Origin of the sequence: Cryobacterium sp. Y11 (genome assembly GCF_002929535.1) — a bacterium.
GTDB lineage: Bacteria > Actinomycetota > Actinomycetes > Actinomycetales > Microbacteriaceae > Cryobacterium.
Genome location: NZ_PJJO01000044.1, coordinates 33646 through 52625, shown reverse-complemented (window position 1 = coordinate 52625; position 18980 = coordinate 33646). Strand labels below are relative to the sequence as shown.

Annotated in this window: 16 protein-coding genes and 2 pseudogenes; 16 read left to right on the top strand and 2 right to left on the bottom strand. The window is 61.8% G+C overall.

The features are described 5' to 3' along the window. The 6 genes and pseudogenes from CXY75_RS19655 to CXY75_RS02560 form a co-directional block, all read left to right on the top strand. Positions 1-635: pseudogene (locus tag CXY75_RS19655) on the top strand (hypothetical protein); the annotation flags it as partial. A gap of 201 nt (positions 636-836) precedes the next feature. Further along, complete coding sequence (locus CXY75_RS02580) at positions 837-1955, top strand: extracellular solute-binding protein (protein WP_104081297.1); 1119 nt, start codon at positions 837-839, stop codon at positions 1953-1955. 220 nt (positions 1956-2175) lie between these two features. Further along, positions 2176-3000, top strand: a complete 825-nt coding sequence (locus CXY75_RS02575; protein ID WP_104081296.1) for an ABC transporter permease — start codon at positions 2176-2178, stop codon at positions 2998-3000. After that, a complete protein-coding gene (locus tag CXY75_RS02570; protein WP_104081295.1) occupies positions 2997-3806 on the top strand; it encodes an ABC transporter permease in 810 nt (269 codons plus the stop codon). The genes CXY75_RS02575 and CXY75_RS02570 overlap by 4 nt, the downstream gene beginning before the upstream one ends. Positions 3807-3874: 68 nt before the next feature. Continuing rightward, positions 3875-4963, top strand: coding sequence for an ABC transporter ATP-binding protein (locus CXY75_RS02565; protein WP_233201682.1), 1089 nt, complete (start codon positions 3875-3877; stop codon positions 4961-4963). A 29-nt stretch (positions 4964-4992) separates the two neighbouring features. Further along, positions 4993-6372 (top strand): FAD-binding oxidoreductase, encoded by a 1380-nt coding sequence (locus CXY75_RS02560; protein WP_104081302.1) that lies wholly within the window; start codon positions 4993-4995, stop codon positions 6370-6372. A gap of 215 nt (positions 6373-6587) precedes the next feature. Here the strand turns inward: CXY75_RS02560 and CXY75_RS20310 are convergent, their stop codons facing one another. After that, complete coding sequence (locus CXY75_RS20310; protein ID WP_255411754.1) at positions 6588-6854, bottom strand: TraM recognition domain-containing protein; 267 nt, start codon at positions 6852-6854, stop codon at positions 6588-6590. A gap of 73 nt (positions 6855-6927) precedes the next feature. Here CXY75_RS20310 and CXY75_RS02550 point away from each other — a divergent pair, with 73 nt between their 5' ends. Further along, positions 6928-8199: an ATP-binding protein gene (locus CXY75_RS02550; protein ID WP_104081292.1), complete on the top strand. Its 1272-nt coding sequence runs from the start codon at positions 6928-6930 to the stop codon at positions 8197-8199. A gap of 191 nt (positions 8200-8390) precedes the next feature. On the opposite strand, the gene CXY75_RS02545 is transcribed toward CXY75_RS02550, so the two are convergent. After that, positions 8391-9458, bottom strand: coding sequence for a LacI family DNA-binding transcriptional regulator (locus CXY75_RS02545; protein ID WP_233201680.1), 1068 nt, complete (start codon positions 9456-9458; stop codon positions 8391-8393). A gap of 128 nt (positions 9459-9586) precedes the next feature. On the opposite strand from CXY75_RS02545, the gene CXY75_RS02540 reads away from it, so the two are divergent. The 9 genes and pseudogenes from CXY75_RS02540 (at position 9587) to CXY75_RS02505 (ending at position 18849) form a co-directional block, all read left to right on the top strand. Further along, positions 9587-10543 (top strand): asparaginase, encoded by a 957-nt coding sequence (locus CXY75_RS02540; RefSeq protein WP_104081291.1) that lies wholly within the window; start codon positions 9587-9589, stop codon positions 10541-10543. Between the two features lie 50 nt (positions 10544-10593). Continuing rightward, positions 10594-11472, top strand: a complete 879-nt coding sequence (locus CXY75_RS02535) for a polysaccharide deacetylase (RefSeq protein ID WP_104081290.1) — start codon at positions 10594-10596, stop codon at positions 11470-11472. 33 nt (positions 11473-11505) lie between these two features. Next, entirely contained in the window at positions 11506-12885 is a 1380-nt protein-coding gene (locus CXY75_RS02530) for an MFS transporter (RefSeq protein WP_104081289.1), read from the top strand. Next, positions 12882-13667: an SDR family NAD(P)-dependent oxidoreductase gene (locus CXY75_RS02525; protein WP_104081288.1), complete on the top strand. Its 786-nt coding sequence runs from the start codon at positions 12882-12884 to the stop codon at positions 13665-13667. Before CXY75_RS02530 ends, CXY75_RS02525 begins: the two co-directional genes overlap by 4 nt. Continuing rightward, positions 13667-14440, top strand: coding sequence for an SDR family NAD(P)-dependent oxidoreductase (locus CXY75_RS02520; RefSeq protein WP_104081300.1), 774 nt, complete (start codon positions 13667-13669; stop codon positions 14438-14440). The genes CXY75_RS02525 and CXY75_RS02520 overlap by 1 nt, the downstream gene beginning before the upstream one ends. Before the next feature lie 800 nt (positions 14441-15240). Beyond that, entirely contained in the window at positions 15241-15456 is a 216-nt protein-coding gene (locus tag CXY75_RS20010; protein ID WP_199182338.1) for a hypothetical protein, read from the top strand. Between the two features lie 117 nt (positions 15457-15573). Beyond that, entirely contained in the window at positions 15574-16767 is a 1194-nt protein-coding gene (locus CXY75_RS20305; protein WP_233201679.1) for a peptidase dimerization domain-containing protein, read from the top strand. A 96-nt stretch (positions 16768-16863) separates the two neighbouring features. Then, positions 16864-17664: pseudogene (locus CXY75_RS20300) on the top strand (MFS transporter); the annotation flags it as partial. Positions 17665-18558: 894 nt separating this feature from the next. Beyond that, positions 18559-18849 carry a hypothetical protein gene (locus CXY75_RS02505; RefSeq protein ID WP_146069337.1) on the top strand — a complete coding sequence of 97 codons (291 nt, stop codon included), beginning with the start codon at positions 18559-18561 and terminating at the stop codon, positions 18847-18849. The last annotated feature ends 131 nt before the right edge of the window (positions 18850-18980 follow it).

Genomic DNA, 18980 nt, shown 5'->3' with positions numbered 1-18980 from the left:
CTGATCGTAGTGCCCTGGACGCTGCAGGGACCGACCCGGCGTGGCGGGAGCATCTCGCCGAACGGTATGAGTATTTGGCGATCCGCCTCGACGAGCGCGGCGCGAGTGTCGCTGCCGAGCAGCCCGTCTGGGCGGCGCAGCTGGGCGACGTCCCGGCGGACAGCACTCGCCGCGACGCGTGGGTCAAGCTCGCCGCGGAAGTCGATGTGTTCCGCGACCGGTATAAGGTCGACCCGGCAGAGGCGCAGGCGATCCCGGTGGCGTATCGGGAGCGTGCGGTCGGCGCTGAACTCGCTGCCCGCGTGACGGCGCTGCATAAGTCGCAGGCTCTCAGCACGCGGCCGACCGCGACGGGTGACGACCGGCAGCGTGCGGCAGCAGAGGCTGCCGCGGCCGCGCAGAAAGCGCGTGACGTCGTCACGGCGCGGACGGTCAGCCCCGCTGCCCCGCAGATAACCAAGCCCCGCACGGCGCTCGACGTCATGCGGGAGGCGAACCGGGCTAAAGCCCAGGCGCAGCAAGACGCACAACGTAAGGCCGGGCTAAACGTCACGAGTCGCCCAAACACCCGCGCCGATCAGGCGACGCCGCGGCCCGAAGATTCGCGCACCCGCAACGACGACCGTGAGCGTTAGCCGATCGGTGGGTACCTCAGCGCGCAGGATTTGGACTGAGATACCGGCATAGGCCGGGATGGCGAACAACGCCTCATACCCCATCAGAGCCACAACGATCGGGCTGGTGGAGGCCATATTTTGAGTCAGCGTTAATATCGTCGCTCACTATCGGTTAGCCTGACCCTGTGCGCGAGAGTCAGCTAACAAGGGAGTCAGTCGATGAAGAAGCTTCACATAACGATAGCCATTGCGGCGGTGAGCGTATTGACGCTCGCTGGTTGCACCAGTGGAGAATCGGCCGAACCCGTCCTCGAAATCACCGAACCGACCCTCGGGAGCGTTCCGGCGGGTGTCCTTGATGGGCACACGCTCACCTTCGCCGGCGACGGTGGCAGCACGCAGGACGGCATGATGTCGGCCTGGTTCAACCCCTTCGCAGCGACGTCCGGCGCGACCTTCAACCAAGACGCACCGCAGACGATGGCGAAGATCGAATCGCAGGTCGACTCGGGAAACATTCAGTGGGATTTCGTCTCGAGCTACGGTGATCAAATCGAGCGCGAATGTGGCGTGCTCTTTGAAAAACTCGACATGTCGAAGCTTGATGTCTCCGCGATCCCAGAATCAATTCCCTTGCTTGAATGCGGTGTGCCTTCCATCGTGTACGGCGTCGCGATCACCTACAACACCGAGACCTTCGGCGAGGACGGTCCGGAGACCTGGGACGACTTCTTCGACGTTGACAAGTTCCCAGGCAACCGCACTGTCTACAACGGCGACGGCAATATTGACGCCCCAGTTGTGCAGGGCGCGGCCATTGCCACCGGTTGGGACCCGAGCACCCCGTTCACCGCCGAGTGGGCAAACAAGGGCCTCGACAAGATTCAAGAAATCGCTGACTCTATCGTCTTCTACAACACTGGTGCCTCCGCGCAGCAGTTGCTCGAGTCGGGTGAAGCTGTGATGGGCGCAGTCTGGACCGGGCGCATTCTCGCCGCCGAGCAGAATGGCGCCCCACTCGCTACCAACTGGGTCGATTGGATCTCGGTGATTGACTACTTTGCGATCGTCAAGAGCACGGAGAACCTCGAAGCTGCTTACTACGCCATCAACTATGCGCTCGGCGCGGAGCAGCAGGCCGGTTTCACTGAGGCCACCGGCTACTCGCCCGCGAACATGAACTCGAAGCCCAAAATTGAGGAATTGACCGAGTCATACCTCGTGACCGCACCGGATAAGGCTGACGAGACAGTGCCCGTTGCGACCGAGTTCTGGGCCGACGCCGACACCGTCTCGCCGCTGCAGGACCGCTGGAGCTCCATCATCGCCGGTGCCTAGGGCGCATCTGCCACCTCACGCATAAGTTGGTCCTCGTTCGCTCACAATCGTCTTGCGGGCGAGGACTAGCATCCCAGCCCTGTTCAATGACGAAGAGAAAACGATGCCAGCCCGTACTGATACTTCCCAGTTCTCGACACTGAGCACCAGGGCGATTGCGGTTCAGTCCGAAAGCGAACCCAAGAAACGTCAATGGGTTTCACGGGACACCCGTCGACTCATGTTGGCGCTACTACCGGCCTTCCTAGTGCTCGCCGTCTTCTATTTCTACCCGATGCTTACCGTGCTGGTGGCATCCTTCACAGACCCTAAACCCGGCTTACAGAACTTCGAATGGTTCTTTAGCCAGTCGGTCAACGTCGGCGTGCTCTGGCGCACCATCTACATCAGTTTCTGGGTCATGGCCATTTGCGTTGTTGTGGCCTATCCCTTCGCTTATTTCATGACCATGGTCAAGCCTTCTACCCGCAGTCTGCTTATGCTGATGGTGCTCATCCCATTCCTCACCAGTACCGTTGTGCGTACCTTCGCCTGGGTACTACTGCTGCAGGATAGCGGGCCGATTGGGTCGTTCCTATCGCTGTTTGGGGTTGAGTCACTCGGCATAATGCGTACGCCAACGGCCGTGCTCATCGGAATGGCGCAGGTGTTGCTTCCCTTCGTGGTGTTGCCGATGTTCTCGACCATGTCCCAGATTGACCGACGCCTCCTCACCGCTGCTGAAAGCCTCGGAGCGAAGCGTGTAAAAGCATTCGTCACCGTGTATCTTCCGCTTTCATTGCCCGGCGTGGCCGCGGGGGCACTACTCTGCTTCGTCATGGCGCTCGGGTTCTATATCACCCCCGCGATGCTCGGAAGCTCGCGTGAAACCTTCCTTTCCACCCTGATCCAGGGGCAGGTTCAAGGCCTCGGACAGTGGGGACACGGCGCTGTGATCGCACTCATGCTGCTGGTTGTAACGCTGGCCATTCTGGGAGTTTCCGCGCTTCTGGGCCGCGCGCGCGGCAGTGCGGTCTCGGACATGGTTGGAGGGAGCAAGGCATGAACGAATCAAAATCATCAACACGCATCGTTCTCAGCATCTTTGCGGTCATCACCTCGATTTGGTTGGTCGCCCCCATGTTTGCTGTGGTGCCGATCTCGTTTGCCGAAAACGCAAGTTTTCAGTTCCCGCCGCAGGGCTTCTCCACTCGCTGGTATGAGTCCTTCTTTAGCGACCCGAGTTGGTTGCGGGCCCTCGGGAACTCAGCGCTCATCGGGTTGCTCGCCGCTATTGTTGCAGTGCCGCTGGGCACCATAGCCGCACTCGCAATCAGCCGTTCTACGAGCAGACTCGCGAATGTGGCGCAGATGCTGATGCTCACCCCGATGATCGTGCCAGTAATCATCGCGGGTGCCGGTGTCTACACGTTCTTTCTCCAGACCGACCTAGTTGGCACAATATTCGGATTCGTCTTCGTGCACGTGTGCCTGGCTCTTCCGCTGGTGATGATCGCGGTGAACGCGAGCTTGGCCGGCTACGACAGGTCACTCGAACTTGCTGCCGCCAGCCTGGGCGCAAACCCCCTGCGCACCTTCTTCACGGTGACCGTTCCCCTAATTGCGCCCGGAGTTGCTGCAGGCTCGGTATTCGCCTTCGTCACTAGCTTCGATGAAGTGATCGTGTCGCAGTTCATGGTGAGCCCCGCATTGCAGACCCTACCGATCGTCATGTACTCGAGTGTGACGCGTTCCACCGATCCAACTATCGCAGCGGTGGCCACGCTCATCCTGGTTTCGGTGCTCATCGGTTTCTGTTTCTACCGCTTCGTCGTCGTGCCACTCTCTCAGCGCCGCGGAGCTAAGGCGTAATGACTGCGCCCACGCCAACTGGCATCACAGGCACTACCCAGGACTCCGGTCACGGTGAAGGAGAAATTGTGAAAGATTCGAACATTTTGAGCCTGCGCGGACTAACTAAGCGGTACGGGGACGCGGTGGCGCTCAACAACGTTAATCTCGACATCCGGCGTGGTGAGTACCTGACCTTCCTGGGCCCGTCGGGATCTGGGAAGACCACGACCTTGAATCTCATCGCTGGCTTCATCGAGCCGACTGAAGGGAGCATGCTGCTTGAGAACAAGCCGCTTGAGAAACTTCAAGCGCACGAACGCAACCTGGGCGTGGTGTTCCAGCACTATGCGCTCTTCCCCCACATGACAGTGCGGGCCAACGTGGAATACCCGCTCAAGCAGCGCAAAATGTCCAAGTCTGACCGGAAGAAGGCGGTGGACAAGGCGCTCGAAGTGGTGCGGCTCGAAGGGTACGAGGATCGGTACCCGCGGCAACTCTCGGGCGGTCAGCAGCAGCGCGTGGCTCTGGCGCGTGCAGTGGTGTACACCCCCCCGATTCTGTTAATGGATGAGCCTCTCGGTGCCCTGGACAAGAAACTCCGCGAGTGGCTCCAGCTCGAGCTTCGTCGCATCCACCGCGAACTTGGCAGCACCTTCATTTACGTGACGCACGACCAAGAGGAAGCGCTGGTGCTTTCCGACCGGATTGCAGTGTTCAATGAGGGGGAAATTGAGCAGATCGGCACACCCCGGGAACTCTACGATGCACCAGTCGCCCTGTTTGTCGGGCGTTTCATCGGTGAGTCCAGCATATTCAAGGGAATCTACGCCGATGGCAAGGTGAAAGCGGCCGATTATGAGCTTCAGGTGGAAGGATCCATTTCTACGGATCGTGCTGCGGTGCTTATACGCCCGGAGAACATGCAGATCTCGCACCCAGGTGGCGGTGACTTCACCGAGTCCGCGGTCAACCGGATCGCGGGTGAGATCCAGGACATGGTTTATCTGGGCCCCGCGCGCAGATACAGCGTGATCACCCCACTTGGGGAAGCAATTGTTCGCGTGCCGGAGCGTGTTGCCGCCGCTGCACAGATCGGCGACAAGGTATTGGTTGGTTGGGATCCGGCGGACGCGGTGCTCCTGGTGGACACCGAACCGGCCGAACAAGTTAAATGACTGTTCGGACCAACTTCATGGAGCACAACATGATCAACGGTAATGTGTCGCACTGGTGGACCCAGATTGGAATTCCAACACCGCGTCCCGCGTTGGACGGGAGTCTTGAAGTCGACGTGGCGATCGTGGGTGGCGGGTACACGGGCCTGTGGACGGCGTACTACCTCAAAAAGGCCCGTCCGGATCTGCGAATTGCCATTCTCGAGAGCCGTTTCTGCGGTTTCGGCGCCTCGGGAAGAAACGGCGGTTGGCTCACCAATACGGTGACCGGCGGTCGACTGCAGTACGTGAAATCCCACGGGCGAGATGCCGCTGAACGATTCCAGCTTGCAATGAATGACACCGTCGATGAGGTGATTGCCGTCGCGAAGCGAGAGGGGATCGACGCCGGTATCGTCAAGGGCGGTAACCTCGAGGTGGCGTACGCGCCAGCGCAGCTCAGACGTCTAAAGGCCATGTACGACTCGGAGCAGACTTGGCGCGGAACCGACTGGACCTGGCTGAGCGCAGAGGAATCCATGGCTCGCGTGAACGTGGCAGGCACGCTCGCCGGGATGTGGCATCCGCACACGGCCAGGATCCACCCGGCACAGCTGGCGAGGGGACTTTCGCGCATCGTGGAAGACCTCGGTGTTCGGATCTTTGAGGGGACTCATGTTTCGGAGATTCGTCCGCGGGAGGCCGTGACGGAACGCGGCACGGTACGCGCCGAGTCGATCGTCCGTGCCACCGAGGGGTTCACTGCGGGGATCAAGGGTCTGCGACGAGAGTTGCTACCCATGAACTCCTCGATGATCGTCTCGGAGCCGCTGAGCGTCGAGCGGTGGAAAGCCATTGGTTGGGCAGGGCGCGAAGCCCTGGGCGATATAGCGCACATGTACATGTACGCGCAGCGCACCGCTGATGACCGCATTGCCTTTGGCGGGCGGGGGGTGCCCTACCGCTGGGCGTCGCAGACCGATAAGGACGGCTACACGCAGCCGGTGACGGCCGGGACTCTACGCGATCTGATGGTGCGTTTCTTCCCTGTCTTGCACGATGTTGAGATTGACCACCTGTGGTCGGGAACGCTCGGCGTGCCGCGCGACTGGGCTTCTAGTGTTGGTTACGACCCCGTGACAGGGCTCGGCCACGCCGGCGGCTATGTGGGTACCGGGGTGTCGAACACAAATCTCGCGGGGCGCACCCTTCGTGACCTCATCTTGGGTGAGCAAACGGAGCTCACCGACCTCCCGTGGGTGGACCACTATGTGCGGAAATGGGAGCCGGAGCCGTTGCGTTGGATCGCGACCAAAGTGATTTACGGCGCCTACGGCGCTGCCGACCGTCACGAATACCGGGGCAAGCCACGCACCTCGAAGCTTGCGACTCTCGCGGATATCGTATCGGGACGCATCCACCAGCGTTAACGGCAGAAGGGGTCTCCTGACCGATCCTTGGGGAGTGTCTCATAACAGTGCGCCTGGCCGGCGATGTGGGAGGCGTGCCTTCACGACGTCGGCCGGTTCGCGATGAAGCGATGTTCGATCAGCTCCGTGGAACCGCGGACGGGTCAGACGAGCGCGCCGAGTTAGCCGCTCACCGCCATCGCCGCCAAACGGCCGCAGCGCAGAAGAAAAATCAATCAGAGTGTCTCAATGACTTGACGGGCGCCGCCGTAGACGCGGTGTGCGGCGGCGTCCCAGAGGGTTTGCCAGCCGTCTTTACCGAATGCGTCGATGGCTTGGGCTCGGGATTGGAAGTAGGCGTTGAGGATGATGCCTATGGAACCGTAGTACGAGTAGACGGAGGGTAGTTCGGGCCAGCGCACGATGTTGGCGCTTTCGTCGAGCCGCCGCGTCCTTCGTGATCGCGCCTGCGATGCGCTGGAGTGTCCGAAACGGTAAAGTATGCGGCTACAAAATAGTAAGGTATGAACACCCGAAACAGTAAAGTATGAGGCCCCGAAATGGTAATCTAGGCTGATGGACTACTCGCCGCGCATCGTTGATGCCGAACTGACTGCACTGCTCGATGGGCTTCCCGCCGTAGCCCTCGACGGGCCAAAAGCTGTCGGTAAGACGGCCACGGCCTCGCGCAGGGCCGCATCTGTCATCCAACTCGACGACCCAGACCAACTCGCATTGCTTCAGGCTGACCGGGAGCGGATAGCTCGGTTGCCCAGGCCTGTCCTCCTGGATGAATGGCAGATGTATCCAACGATTTGGGACACCGTTCGTCGGGGCGTTGACCACGATTCGCAGCCCGGTCAGTACATATTGGCGGGAAGCGCGAGCCCGGCGATGGCCCCCGCGCACTCCGGTGCCGGCCGCATCGTGCACCTGCGAATGAGGCCCATGGCGTTCTCTGAACGGCAGCTCATCCCGCCAACCGTGTCAATGAGGGATCTCCTCTCAGACGTGCCAGCAGCGATAGCGGGTGACAGTTCGTTGACGCTCGTGGACTACGCGTCCGAGATAACGCGGTCCGGGTTTCCGGCGATTCGACTCCAGACGGAGTCGAATGGAGCGGCGACACTCGACGGCTATCTTGCGGCAGTCGTTGAACACGATTTTCCCGAGGCCGGCTATACGGTCAGGCGGCCAGCAGCACTTCGAGCGTGGCTGGCGGCCTATGCCGCAGCCAGCTCCACGACGGCCAGTTACGACAGCATCATCCGTGCGGCGACTCCGGGCGAGGCGGCCAAGCCTTCAAAAGCCACGGCGCAGGATTACCGGGAAGTGCTCACGAAACTGTGGCTGTTGGATCAGGTTCCCGGCTGGCTCCCGAGCCGGAATCGCCTCGCCGGGCTGGGGCAAGCGCCCAAACACCAGCTGGCCGACCCCGCATTGGCCGCGCGCCTGCTGCGCGTGTCAGCGGATGCCCTCATCAGTACGGCCGATATTGGCCCGGCTGAGCTGCGGGATGGGCCGATGCTCGGCGCTCTGTTTGAATCCCTGGTCACGCTCAGCGCGCGCGTCTACGCGCAAGCCGCTGGGGCATCCGTTCATCATTTGCGCACCCACCGCGGAGACCGTGAAGTAGATCTCATCATCGAGCGACCGGACGGTCGTGTGGTGGCGCTTGAGGTCAAGCTGTCGGGGACCGTTGAGGACAAGGACACCCGGCATCTGCGATGGCTGGCCGGTGAAATCGGCCCCGACCTCGTCGATGCGGCGGTCATCACCACGGGAAAAGTGGCGTACCGGCGAGCCGACGGCATTGCAGTCATTCCGCTGGCGCTGCTCGGCCCGTGAGAACCGGGCGGCAGAGGGCGGCATGGCCCTGAGCAGAGCTCGCCACGAAAGCGGGTAGATCGTCGCTTGAGCCGGCGGCAGCTCGAGAACCGGGCCGCGTCGTTGCCCAAGCTGATCACCGAGACCCCGCAGAAGCGGGTCGACGCCGAGACGACGATCACCGAGGTAGATGCGCGTGTTGGTGACTCAGGTCATGCCGTCGACCGCACAATAAGCTCCGGTGGGAGGCGCTCGCTTTCGACCACTTCCTTGTCGAGCAGCAACAGGAGCTTGTCGAAACCCAAACGTCCCATCTCGACCATGGGCGAGCGCACAGTCGTAAGGCTGACTGCTTCTGCAATGGGAGTGTCGTTATAGCCGACCACCGCGATGTCTTCTGGCACTACAACGCCGAGTTTCTGCAGTGCTCCGATCGCGCCAATTGCTGCAAAGTCATTGACGGCAAACACCGCTTCGGGGCGGACGGGGGCTGCCATAAGCTCGGCAACGGCGCGTTGCCCGGCCGGCGCGTCGAATCCCGTGTAGTAGACGTCAACATCCGAGCCGCCGATGCCATGTTCCTCCAGCACGTCAAGAAAGCCAGCAACGCGGTCGACCGTGGTCGAGGCGTACCGTGCCCCCGCTATCACGGCGAATCGCCGCCGCCCGGTTGAGAGGAAATGTGAGGCTGCTAGCCGTCCGCCGGTAACGTCATCGCAGGTGACGGAAACGTGGCCTGCTTTCCGACGCGAAACAAGCGTGAGGGGCACACCGCGTGCCGCGAGTTGGTCGAGAAACGGCGAGTCGATGTGCGCGTCACCAAAAATCAGTCCGTCCACGCGGCGAGCTAGGAGCGACTCGGTTCGCGAACGCTGACGGGTGGGATCGTCGAGGGAGTTAGCGACCACCGTCATCCGTCCGCGCGTCTCGGCCGCCGCGTCGATGCCTTCGTAGATAGTGGCAAGCACGTAATCCTGCAGGCGCGGAACGATCACCCCAATGAGGTCGGAGCGCGAAGTTCGCAGGGAGGCCGCATGTGGATTGCGGGTGTAACCGCGCGCGCTGGCCAGTTCATGGACGCGGCGAATGGTTTCGGGGGATGCCCACTTGGAGTCTGTGCCCGGTTCGGCGTTGATGATTCGCGAGACAGTCGAGACGTTGAGTCCCAGTTCCCCGGCGAGGGTTTTTAGCGTGGCGGGCTCCGTGGCGTTCATGGTGAAGCTCCGATTCTCTGCAGCGAAGAAGGCAACAGGCTTGATGAGGTGTTGCGTGAACGGCATTCCCTGGAATAGTATCAACACACCATTAGGCATACGTTTGCGGCATACGTTTGTGTACCTACTTAAATGGCGGTCCCGGCAGCATTGCCTGGCCGAATTATGTCTGGTTACGAGGGAGTAGCAGCGAAGTGGCACACATTGCAGTTCTTGGCACAGGCGGTACCATCGCATCCAGGTCGCACGGGGCCGCGGGCGTGATCGCCGAGGCCAGCGCGGCTGAACTCGTCGCAGAGCTTGGCGGCGAACACGCCGTTTCACGGCGCGACATCGTTACCCTCGGCAGCTACCAACTCACGCTCAAAGATCTACGCCTTATCGCGGAAGGCGTGGCGGCGGCCGCGAACGAACCAGATGTTGACGGCATCGTTGTCACGCACGGAACTGACACCCTCGAGGAGACTGCTTTCCTGCTCGACCTCGTGCACAACTCGTCAAAACCGGTCGTGATCACGGGTGCGCAGCGCACGCCCGACTCCATAGCCCCCGACGGTCCGGACAATATCGCCGAAGCCATCGCCGTCGCCGCCGACCCCAGAATGCGCGACCTCGGGGCACTCATCTCGTTCAGCGGCACCGTGCGCACGGCACGCGGCGCCCGCAAAAGCCACACCGTTGCGGCGTCACCCTTCACCGGTGGCACCGAGGTGGCACACTTCGCTGGCGCGCGCCTCGTGCCAACCGCATCCACTCTGCACCGCACCCCCCTCGATCTTCCACCCGAGTCGTTCGACGACACAGTGGTGGACATCGTGAGTATCTACCCGGGCGCTGAATCGGTGCTTCTCACGGCTGCTCTTGAGCGCGCCGCTGCCGTGGTCATCTCGGGAACAGGCGTCGGTAACGCCGGCCCAGGCTTCGCCGAGGTGGTTCAGACCTCAGACCAACCCATCGTGCTTTCTTCCCGAGTGCCCTGGGGGCCTGTCGTACCGACATATGGGAACGGCGGAGGTATCGACCTGGTCGCAGCAGGGGCTATCCCCTCGGGCGATCTGAATCCTTACCAGTCGCGAATTCTTACCGCGCTGCTGATCTCACAGGGTCACACCGGAGCAGATTTCGCCGCACGCTTCACTCTGCACCGGTAATAAACCAACTCAAAAAACTCACCGCACCTATCGCGACAATCGGAGTCAATATGTCAAAGAAGATTTATGTCAGCATCGGAATCGATGTCGATGCCGTTGGGGGCTGGCTCGGTTCCTACGGCGGAGAAGACTCACCCGGTGACATCTCGCGGGGACTCTTTGCCGGCGAAGTCGGCGTACCGCGCCTACTCAAGCTCATGACCGACCGCGACCTGGCCACCACCTGGTTCTGGCCCGGCCACTCCATCGAAACCTTCCCTGAGCAATTCGATGCAACCGTCGCTGCAGGCCACGAGGTGGGTGTACACGGTTACAGCCACGAGAACCCCCTCGCCATGACCCGCGAACAGGAAACCGACGTACTCGACCACTGCCTCGACCTATTTGTGAGCAAAACAGGCGTCCGCCCCGAAGGGTATGTGGCCCCGTGGTGGGAATTCTCCACCGTCACCAACGAGATCCTGCTTGAGCGCGGCTTCCTCTACGACCACTCCCTCATGCACAACGACTTCACGCCCTACCGCGTGCGCGTTGGCGATAGCTGGACCAAGATTGACTACAACGCTCCCCATGCCACCGACTGGATGAAACCCCTCGTGCGCGGTGACGAGACCGACCTCATCGAGATCCCCGCCAACTGGTACCTCGATGATCTGCCTCCCATGATGTTCATCAAAGGGTCGGCCAACAGCCACGGCTTCGTGAGCCCGCGCGACATCGAACAGATGTGGAAGGACCAGTTTGACTGGGTCTATCGCGAGATGGACTATGCCGTCTTTCCCATCACGATTCACCCCGACGTCTCCGGACGTCCCCAGAACCTCCTCATGATCGAGCGTCTGATCGAGTACATGAGCAGCCACGATGGTGTGGAATTCGCCACCATGAAAGACATCGCCCGTGATTTCGACCTGAGGTTCCCGCGCTAGGCGCGGCCTCTCCACTTCAAGGAAATCCTTCTCATGACCACATCTCCCGAGATTACAGACGCCCAAAAACAGGCTAAATCCCCGCCGAAGAACCAGCCGGTAGCCCCCTGGGACGTGCCCATCACGAAGAAGACCATCACCCAGGTCTCCATCATCTGCTTCATCGCGTGGGTCGCCTCGGTGTACGACTACACCCTGTTTGGAACATTGCTCCCGGTAATCGCCGCAGACTTCGGCTGGGATGCCGGACAAGCCACCATGATCAACACGTTTGCCACAGTGGGCGTGTTTATCGTCTCGCTCGCTGTCGGCACCATTCTGGACCGCCTGGGCCGCAAGCGAGCACTCATCATTCTGATGATCGGTGGCGCAGTTGCGTCCGGTCTCACGGGGCTGGTCATTGGGGCTGTGAGCCTCATTATCGTTCGAGCCTTTTCGGGTTTCTCGATGTCAGAGGAGGTTGTCAATGCCGTGTACCTCAACGAAATCTACAAGAAGGCCAAAAGCCGCGGCTTCATGTTCAGCCTCGTGCAGTCCGGTTGGCCGGTTGGTGCACTGCTGTCGGCTGGCCTCTCGGCCATTTTGCTCCCCCTAATCGGATGGCGCTGGAGCTTTCTGTTTGCCGCTGTCCTATCGCTAATCGTGGTTGCCCTCGCTTCTCGACTCCCGGAGTCACCGACCTTCGCCGCAATGAAAGAGGTGCGCCGGCGCCGTGAAACTGGCGACATCGAGGGCGCCAAATCACTCGCTGCCGAGCACGAGCTTGAGGATGCCAGTCACTACAAGACGGGCCTGAAGGATGTTTTCACCAAGGACCTGCGGATGAATACCATCAGCCTGTCGCTCGCCTGGTTCTTCAACTGGGTTGCCATCCAGGTGTTCTCGGTGCTGGGCACGACGGTGCTCATTGAGGCGAAGGCAGTCTCGTTCGACAACGCCCTACTCATTCTTGTAGTTGCAAATGCAGTGGCATTCCTCGGCTACATCGCTCATGGCTGGGTGGGTGACCGCCTCGGCCGTAAGCTCACAGTTGCCATCGGCTGGGTGCTCGGCGGGGTCTCGTCGGTGGTCATGCTTTTCGGGCCGAGTGATGCTGCGTTTGTCATCACGTTCTACGCGATCACCCTCTTCTTCCTCACCGGACCGTACGCGGCACTGCTCTTTCACATGGGTGAGTCGTTTCCGGCCCACGTGCGCGGCATGGGTACCAACGTCGCTCACGTCATGGCCCCCGTCGGCGGCATCGCCGGTTCGTTCTTCCTCGGCGCCTTCCTGCTCGCGGGCGTTGACATGATGTGGGCCGCGTTCTTCACCGGCTCGCTGGGTCTGTTTCTCTCCGGACTATGCATGCTCGGCACACGCACAACCAACCGGTTGGGCGACCACAAGAAGTCACAGGAGCACACAGCATGAGCGTCCAACGCGACGATAATCTCGACGGCAAGGTAGCCGTCATTTCCGGCGGCGCTAGCGGCATCGGACAGGCCCTCGCCGTTGCCTACGCCAGGGCAGGCGCGCACAGCGTGATCGGTTACTTCGCCGGCGATCCGCACTCGAAGACCCAGACCGAGGAGCTGGTGGCCGCCGCCGGAGGCCGCTGCCTCACAGTTCCCGTCGATGTGCGGGACTACGAGCAGACGGAAGCCCTCGCGCAGGCAGCTGTTGATACGTTTGGCCGGCTCGACATCGCGGTCGCCGCGGCAGGTGTCCTTCGACGCACGTCCCTCTCCGAGATGACCGACACAGCCTGGGACGACATGATGGCTGTTGATCTCTCCGGTGTTATGCGGGTCTTCCGCTCGTGCTCAGCTCGGATGACCGAGGGCGGCGCCCTGGTCGCCACCTCGTCGATCGCTGGCGGTGTCTACGGCTGGGCTGAGCACTCGCACTACGCGGCCGCCAAGTCGGGCCTGTTGGGGCTCTGCCGTTCACTTGCCGTTGAGCTCGCACCACAGGGAATTCGGGTGAACACAGTCATTCCGGGCCTCATTGAAAGCCCTCAGTCGCTCGACGCCAAGAACTCTCTGGGCAAAGCGGGACTGGATGCCGCAGGGGCGGGCATTCCGCTTGGCCGGGTTGGCAACGTGGACGAGGCAGCCCGAGTTCTCCGCTTCCTCACGAGTGACGATTCCGCCTACATCACCGGTCAAGAGATCATCGTCGACGGCGGCCTCACGATTCGGTGGCCCAGCTGATGACTGGCTCGAATACCCGAGCAGGCCAGCTCGCCGGAAAAGTAGCCGTGATAACTGGAGCCGCGAGCGGCATCGGCCAGGCCATCGCCGCGCTCTATGCCTCCGAGGGCGCCACCCTAGCGCTGCTCGACCGCTCACTTGAGCGCCTCAGTGACAGCGTTGCGCTGTGCGAACAGGCGGGCACCACCGTCTCGGCGCACGTCGTGGACGTGACCGACTCCGACGCTGTTCGTCGCGTCATGGCGGCGGTCGTCACGAGGCACGGCGGCATCAATATCCTCGTCAACAGCGCGGGCGTACTCGACGAGACGCCCCTGCTCGAAATGTCAGAGGAGACCTTTGACCGCACGATAGCGGTTGACCTCAAGGGAATCTTCACCGCGTGTCGCTGGGCCGCACCGGAGATGGTGGCTGCTGGTACTGGCGGGCGAATCATTAACATCGCGTCGCAGCTCGGTCTCAAGGGTGGGGTTGGGCTCACGCACTACGCCGCGGCGAAGGCGGGTGTGATCGGATTCACTAAATCTCTCGCCCTGGAGCTCGCGCCACACGGTGTGCTCGTCAACGTCATCGCCCCGGGGCCCATTTTTACACCGCTCATTGACGGCCTCTCAGACGAGTGGAAAACCGCCAAGCAGGCGGAGCTCCCCATCGGACGATTCGGCTATGCCAACGAAGTCGCCCCAACTGCACTGCTACTCGCGAGCGACCCCGGCGGTAACCTCTACACGGGCCAGACGCTCGGGCCTAACAGCGGCGACGTGATGCCCTAACGGCGGGACGGGCGAAAGGTAACAGACATGTGCGGAGGATGCCCCGGAGGCAGCCTGATCTCCCCCCTGAGCGCTCACGTGACTCTTCGGGGCATCAAAGCGCAGGTTACCCACGAGCTCGCTCGGCGCTGCGCCCCACGTTTTAGGGTCGTCGTATTTGGCAACTCGTGGGTTGTCAGTGGCGCAACGGGTAAGCAGACAGTATGCACTTCAATCGAGGATGCGGCGTTTGCTGTTTTGGAGGGGGTGCGTGTTGCGGGGGTGCCGGCTGTGGTTGCTCAGGCGTTTATGCGCGTGGACGCCCCGCCGGTGGATTTGGGTATCTCGGGGATGCTGGTGTGCGGGCCTTGCGGCCCAACGAATCTCGCCGCGACCATCTCCACAATGCCGAGAAGCTCGCTGCCACCAAAATCTCCCGGTGTCCCGTCGTTCCCTGCCCCAGAGACGCTCACCCCGTCTGAGCTCGTCGACTGCCTACTTTGGTTTGCAGCGACCCACCCGGCTGCGATTCGTGAGTAAATATTGCCCGGCTGACCCGCTCGTCACGCAGCGATATGAAGGTGGCGAACCCAAAAGAGACGTCCCGCTCATGAGCGAGCGGCTGCTTTCCGCGCGCTGCTACTCTGAGCCGTGTTCGTGTAATTCTGCGTCGGACACCCAGGTATTGGCCAAGTCGTACCCCTCTGAAAGGCTTTTCCCTCACTGAATCCGTCGTTCTCGCGCCCACCACCCTGGCCTGGATCACCCGCCTGATCGCTTCTGACACCACCAGCCGCACTTCCAACCGGGAACTCATCGACGTGATCGACGCGGAGCTGCGGGCGCATGGGCTGAAGCCGCATCTCGTACCCAATGCCGACGGCACGAAGGCCAACCTCGTGGTCACGATCCCGGCCCACGACGGATTAACGACGGGCGGCGTGATGCTCGCCGGCCACACCGATATGGTTCCCGTGGACGGGCAGGCGCGGAGCAGCGACCCGTTCACCGCCGAGCTGCGCGAGAACCGGCTCTAGGGCCGAGGCGCCGCCGACATGAAGGCGTTTAACGGTGTCATTCTGGCGCTGTTGCCCGAATTTCTGGCCCGGCCGCTGGCGATGCCGCTCTACCTCGCCTGAACCTACGACGAAGAGGTGGGCTGCCACGGCGCCATCACCCTGCTGGCCGACCTGGCCGCGCGGGGCATCCGCCCAGACATCTGTATGGTGGGCGAGCCGACCAGCATGCGCGCGGTGTCGGCGCACAAGAGCAGCCACCTGTATCGGGTGAGTTTCACCGGGCTCGCCTCACACTCCTCCAACACATTCAATGGCGTTAACGCCATTGAATACGCGGCCAGGGCTATCGCGTTTATTCGCTCGATCGCCGACGAGCACCGAGTGAACGGCCCCTTCGATCCCAGCTTCGAGGTGCCGTACACGACCATTAATGTGGGCACAATTTCGGGCAGAGCTGCTGTGAACACGGTCGCGGAGCGCTGCGATTTTGAATGCGAATTCCGTGCGATTCCGGGAGTGTCCACCTCGGCGATTTCTTTCCGCGTCGAAGGCTTCGTGCTCGGGGAACTCCGCCCCGCGATGCGGGCCGAACAGGCAATTGCCGACGTGTCGTTCGCTCCGGTCGGCGCCGTTCCCGCCCTGAGCGCGGCCGGAACCGGCTCTGCGCTGCAGCTGGTGCACGATCTGACCGGAACCAGCTCGGAGAAAACCGTCGGCTACGGCACCGAGGGCGGGCTGTTTCAGCTGGCCGGAATCGACACACCGTGGTCTGTGGCCCGGGAAGTATCCGCCAGGGTCACACCGCCAACGAATACATCGACCTGGCGCAAATCAGCGCCTGTGACGATTTTATGCGCGCACTCGCCGGGAACCTCGCGCACCAGCACTGACCTAATCACACGCCCCTTTCGCACAGAAAGAATGTCCATGAGCAACGCGTCAGTAGTCCCCGCTGTTTCCGGCACGACCCCAATGGATGGCCCCGACCGCGTCGAAAGACGGCGACAGGCCCGCAAGGCGGTGGTGGCCGCATCCATTGGTAACGGGCTGGAATGGTTTGACGTGATCGTTTACGGCAGCTTCGCCGTGACCATCGCGAAGTTGTTCTTCCCCACGGCCGATGAGACGGCGTCGCTGCTGCTGGCCTTCGCGTCGTTTGGCGTGTCATTCATCGTGCGGCCGCTCGGTGGCATCCTGATCGGGCGTTACGCGGATCGTGCGGGGCGTAAGGCGGGCATGCTCGTGTCCATCTCGGTGATGTTCCTCGGCACGCTCCTGATCGTGCTGGCCCCACGGCCGCCACGATCATTCTCGTGGCCCGGTTACTGACGGGCTTTGCCGCGGGCGGAGAATTTGGTACCGCGACCGCGTTCCTGATCGAGTACGCCCCGCAAGGTATTCTACGGAAGTTGGCAGGTAGCCACGCAAGGCGCGGCGATTCTGCTGGCCGGGCTGTTTGGTTTTGTCCTGAACAACTACCTGAGCCAGCAGAGCCTGGAAAGCTGGCGCTGGCGCGTTCCGTTCATCTTCGCGCTGTTGATCGGGCCGGTGGGTTGGGTCATTCGCTCACGGATGCAGGACACTCCGGAATTTCTGACCATGACACCGTCGACGTCACCGCTGACGGAGACCTTCATCGCGAACGGCGGACGCCTCTGGACCAGGGTCGGGGTCGGGGTCAAGGTCGTGGCGCTCGCGTCGGTGAGCGTGTATATCGCATTGTTCATGCCCACCTACGCCATCGCCAATCTGGGCATGCCCACCGCGGCGGCATTCGTCTCCACGCTGGTGTTCGGCGTGATCATGAGCGCCGGCTCGCCATTCATCGGCAAGCTCGCCGACCGGGTGTGCCCGGCCCGAGTGATGAACTGGGTCGCCGCGGGAACACTCGTACTCGGCGTTCCCCTGTTCATACTGCTGAACCAATCGCCCAACCTTGTGACCATGATCGGCATCGAGCTGGTTCTCGGCGTGCTGGGCGCGGCATACTTCGCGCCGCTGCCGGCGATCATGTCGGCCATGTTCCCGGTGCAGATTCGCACGACGGGGCTCTCGCTCGGTTACAACATCGGCGTGACGGTGTTCGGTGGATTCGCACCGTTCATCCTCACGTTCCTGATCAGCACCACCGGGTCGCTGCTCGTGCCGGGGTACTACGTTGTGGCGATTGCGGCACTGTCGCTCGCGAGCATCGTGGTATCACGGCGGGTATTTCAGCAGCGCTAGCCGGGGCTGAGTGCCGGGAGTACGTGCAGGACTCCCGGCCATCCTCCGAACTTCCTACGTCAGGGTGGGGTGAGGCAAGTAGCTCAAGCAGGTCCGCTGCCGTCCCCTCCGACGGGCCGGGGGCCACACCGCGCCTGTGCTGCGAGAAGTTGACACCTGTGATGTCAGCAACGAACAGCCTCAGTCGTTAGGTTTCGCGCTGGAGTAGTGGACCGTTGGCATTCACACGGCCGCTTGATGTGACCAGTTTCCTACGTCAGGGTTGGGTGAGGCCAGTAGTTAACAGCAAGTCCGCCTTATGACGTCGGGCGAGAACCAGGAAACCACCACCATGTCCAGCCCGTCTTTGATCGCCGTGCGCGACGATAGTCATATGAGTAGTCCCGGACCCCGAGCCGGCGGCCCGACCTCGAGAAGGTCGTTTACCCCGACGTAGAAACTTGATCATCTGGCCGCCTGAGAGGCCGCCATCCAGAACAGCGCGGGTGGTGGGTATTTACGGGAGCAGGGGATCTATTCCTCGCAGATCACCAAATGGCGCAAGCTCCGCGACGCGGGCGTGTTGGCGGGCAAGAAGCCCGGCGACAAGATTGGCCGGTTAACTCCGGAGCAGGCCGAGATCGCACGGCTGCGCCGCAAGTTGGAGACGACGGACCGGCGTCTGGCGAGAACGGAGGTCGTCTTAACAATTATGGGAAAAACACACGAGCTGTTGGAAGATCTTTCCAAAAGCTCGCGGGACGAACCCCCGCACACGAAGCCTTTATGGTCGCCTACCGGTAGATCACGACCGCCAGCTGGTCCACCCGCGACGCCGACGAAATCGTCGGCGTCGCGGGGGCCACGGCGACTCGGAAACCCACCGTTCCTCTGCCTGTTCCGGCGCCTGCGGTGGTGCCGGCGAACAAGCTGAACCGGGTGGACCGGGCCCGGACTCTGGACCTGGTGAATTCGTCCAATTTTGTTGATTTACCGCCGATCCAGATCTACGCGCAGCTGCTCGATCAGGGCGGGCATCTGGCGTCTATCTCAACGATTTACCGGATCCTGACCGAGAACAAGCAGGTCAAGGAACGCCGAAGGTTGGCCCGCCACCCGCCACCCGGCACGGGCGATCCTCGAATTGGCCGCGACGGGACCTGGTCTCGTGCTCAGCTGTTATGCCGATGTCGGCATAAGTCGTGAGAGATCACAGACCGCCAACTTGCTTTTTCTGCCTAAAGTTTCTGTTCCTTCAACAGTTAGAGACCGGGGCGGAGAGTGGCGTACGGTTGTTAAGGCGCTCCAAAAAAATCCGCGGATACGTCAGTACAGTG

Bases quoted from the DNA above. Each gene is read 5' to 3' on its own strand.
- CXY75_RS02575 (WP_104081296.1), top strand. From the start codon at position 2,176: ATGTTGGCGCTACTACCGGCCTTCCTAGTGCTCGCCGTCTTCTATTTC.
- CXY75_RS02525 (WP_104081288.1), top strand. From the start codon at position 12,882: ATGAGCGTCCAACGCGACGATAATCTCGACGGCAAGGTAGCCGTCATT.
- CXY75_RS02560 (WP_104081302.1), top strand. From the start codon at position 4,993: ATGATCAACGGTAATGTGTCGCACTGGTGGACCCAGATTGGAATTCCA.
- CXY75_RS02520 (WP_104081300.1), top strand. From the start codon at position 13,667: ATGACTGGCTCGAATACCCGAGCAGGCCAGCTCGCCGGAAAAGTAGCC.
- CXY75_RS02580 (WP_104081297.1), top strand. From the start codon at position 837: ATGAAGAAGCTTCACATAACGATAGCCATTGCGGCGGTGAGCGTATTG.
- CXY75_RS02535 (WP_104081290.1), top strand. From the start codon at position 10,594: ATGTCAAAGAAGATTTATGTCAGCATCGGAATCGATGTCGATGCCGTT.
- CXY75_RS02550 (WP_104081292.1), top strand. From the start codon at position 6,928: ATGGACTACTCGCCGCGCATCGTTGATGCCGAACTGACTGCACTGCTC.
- CXY75_RS02530 (WP_104081289.1), top strand. From the start codon at position 11,506: ATGACCACATCTCCCGAGATTACAGACGCCCAAAAACAGGCTAAATCC.
- CXY75_RS02570 (WP_104081295.1), top strand. From the start codon at position 2,997: ATGAACGAATCAAAATCATCAACACGCATCGTTCTCAGCATCTTTGCG.
- CXY75_RS02545 (WP_233201680.1), bottom strand. From the start codon at position 9,458: ATGCCGTTCACGCAACACCTCATCAAGCCTGTTGCCTTCTTCGCTGCA.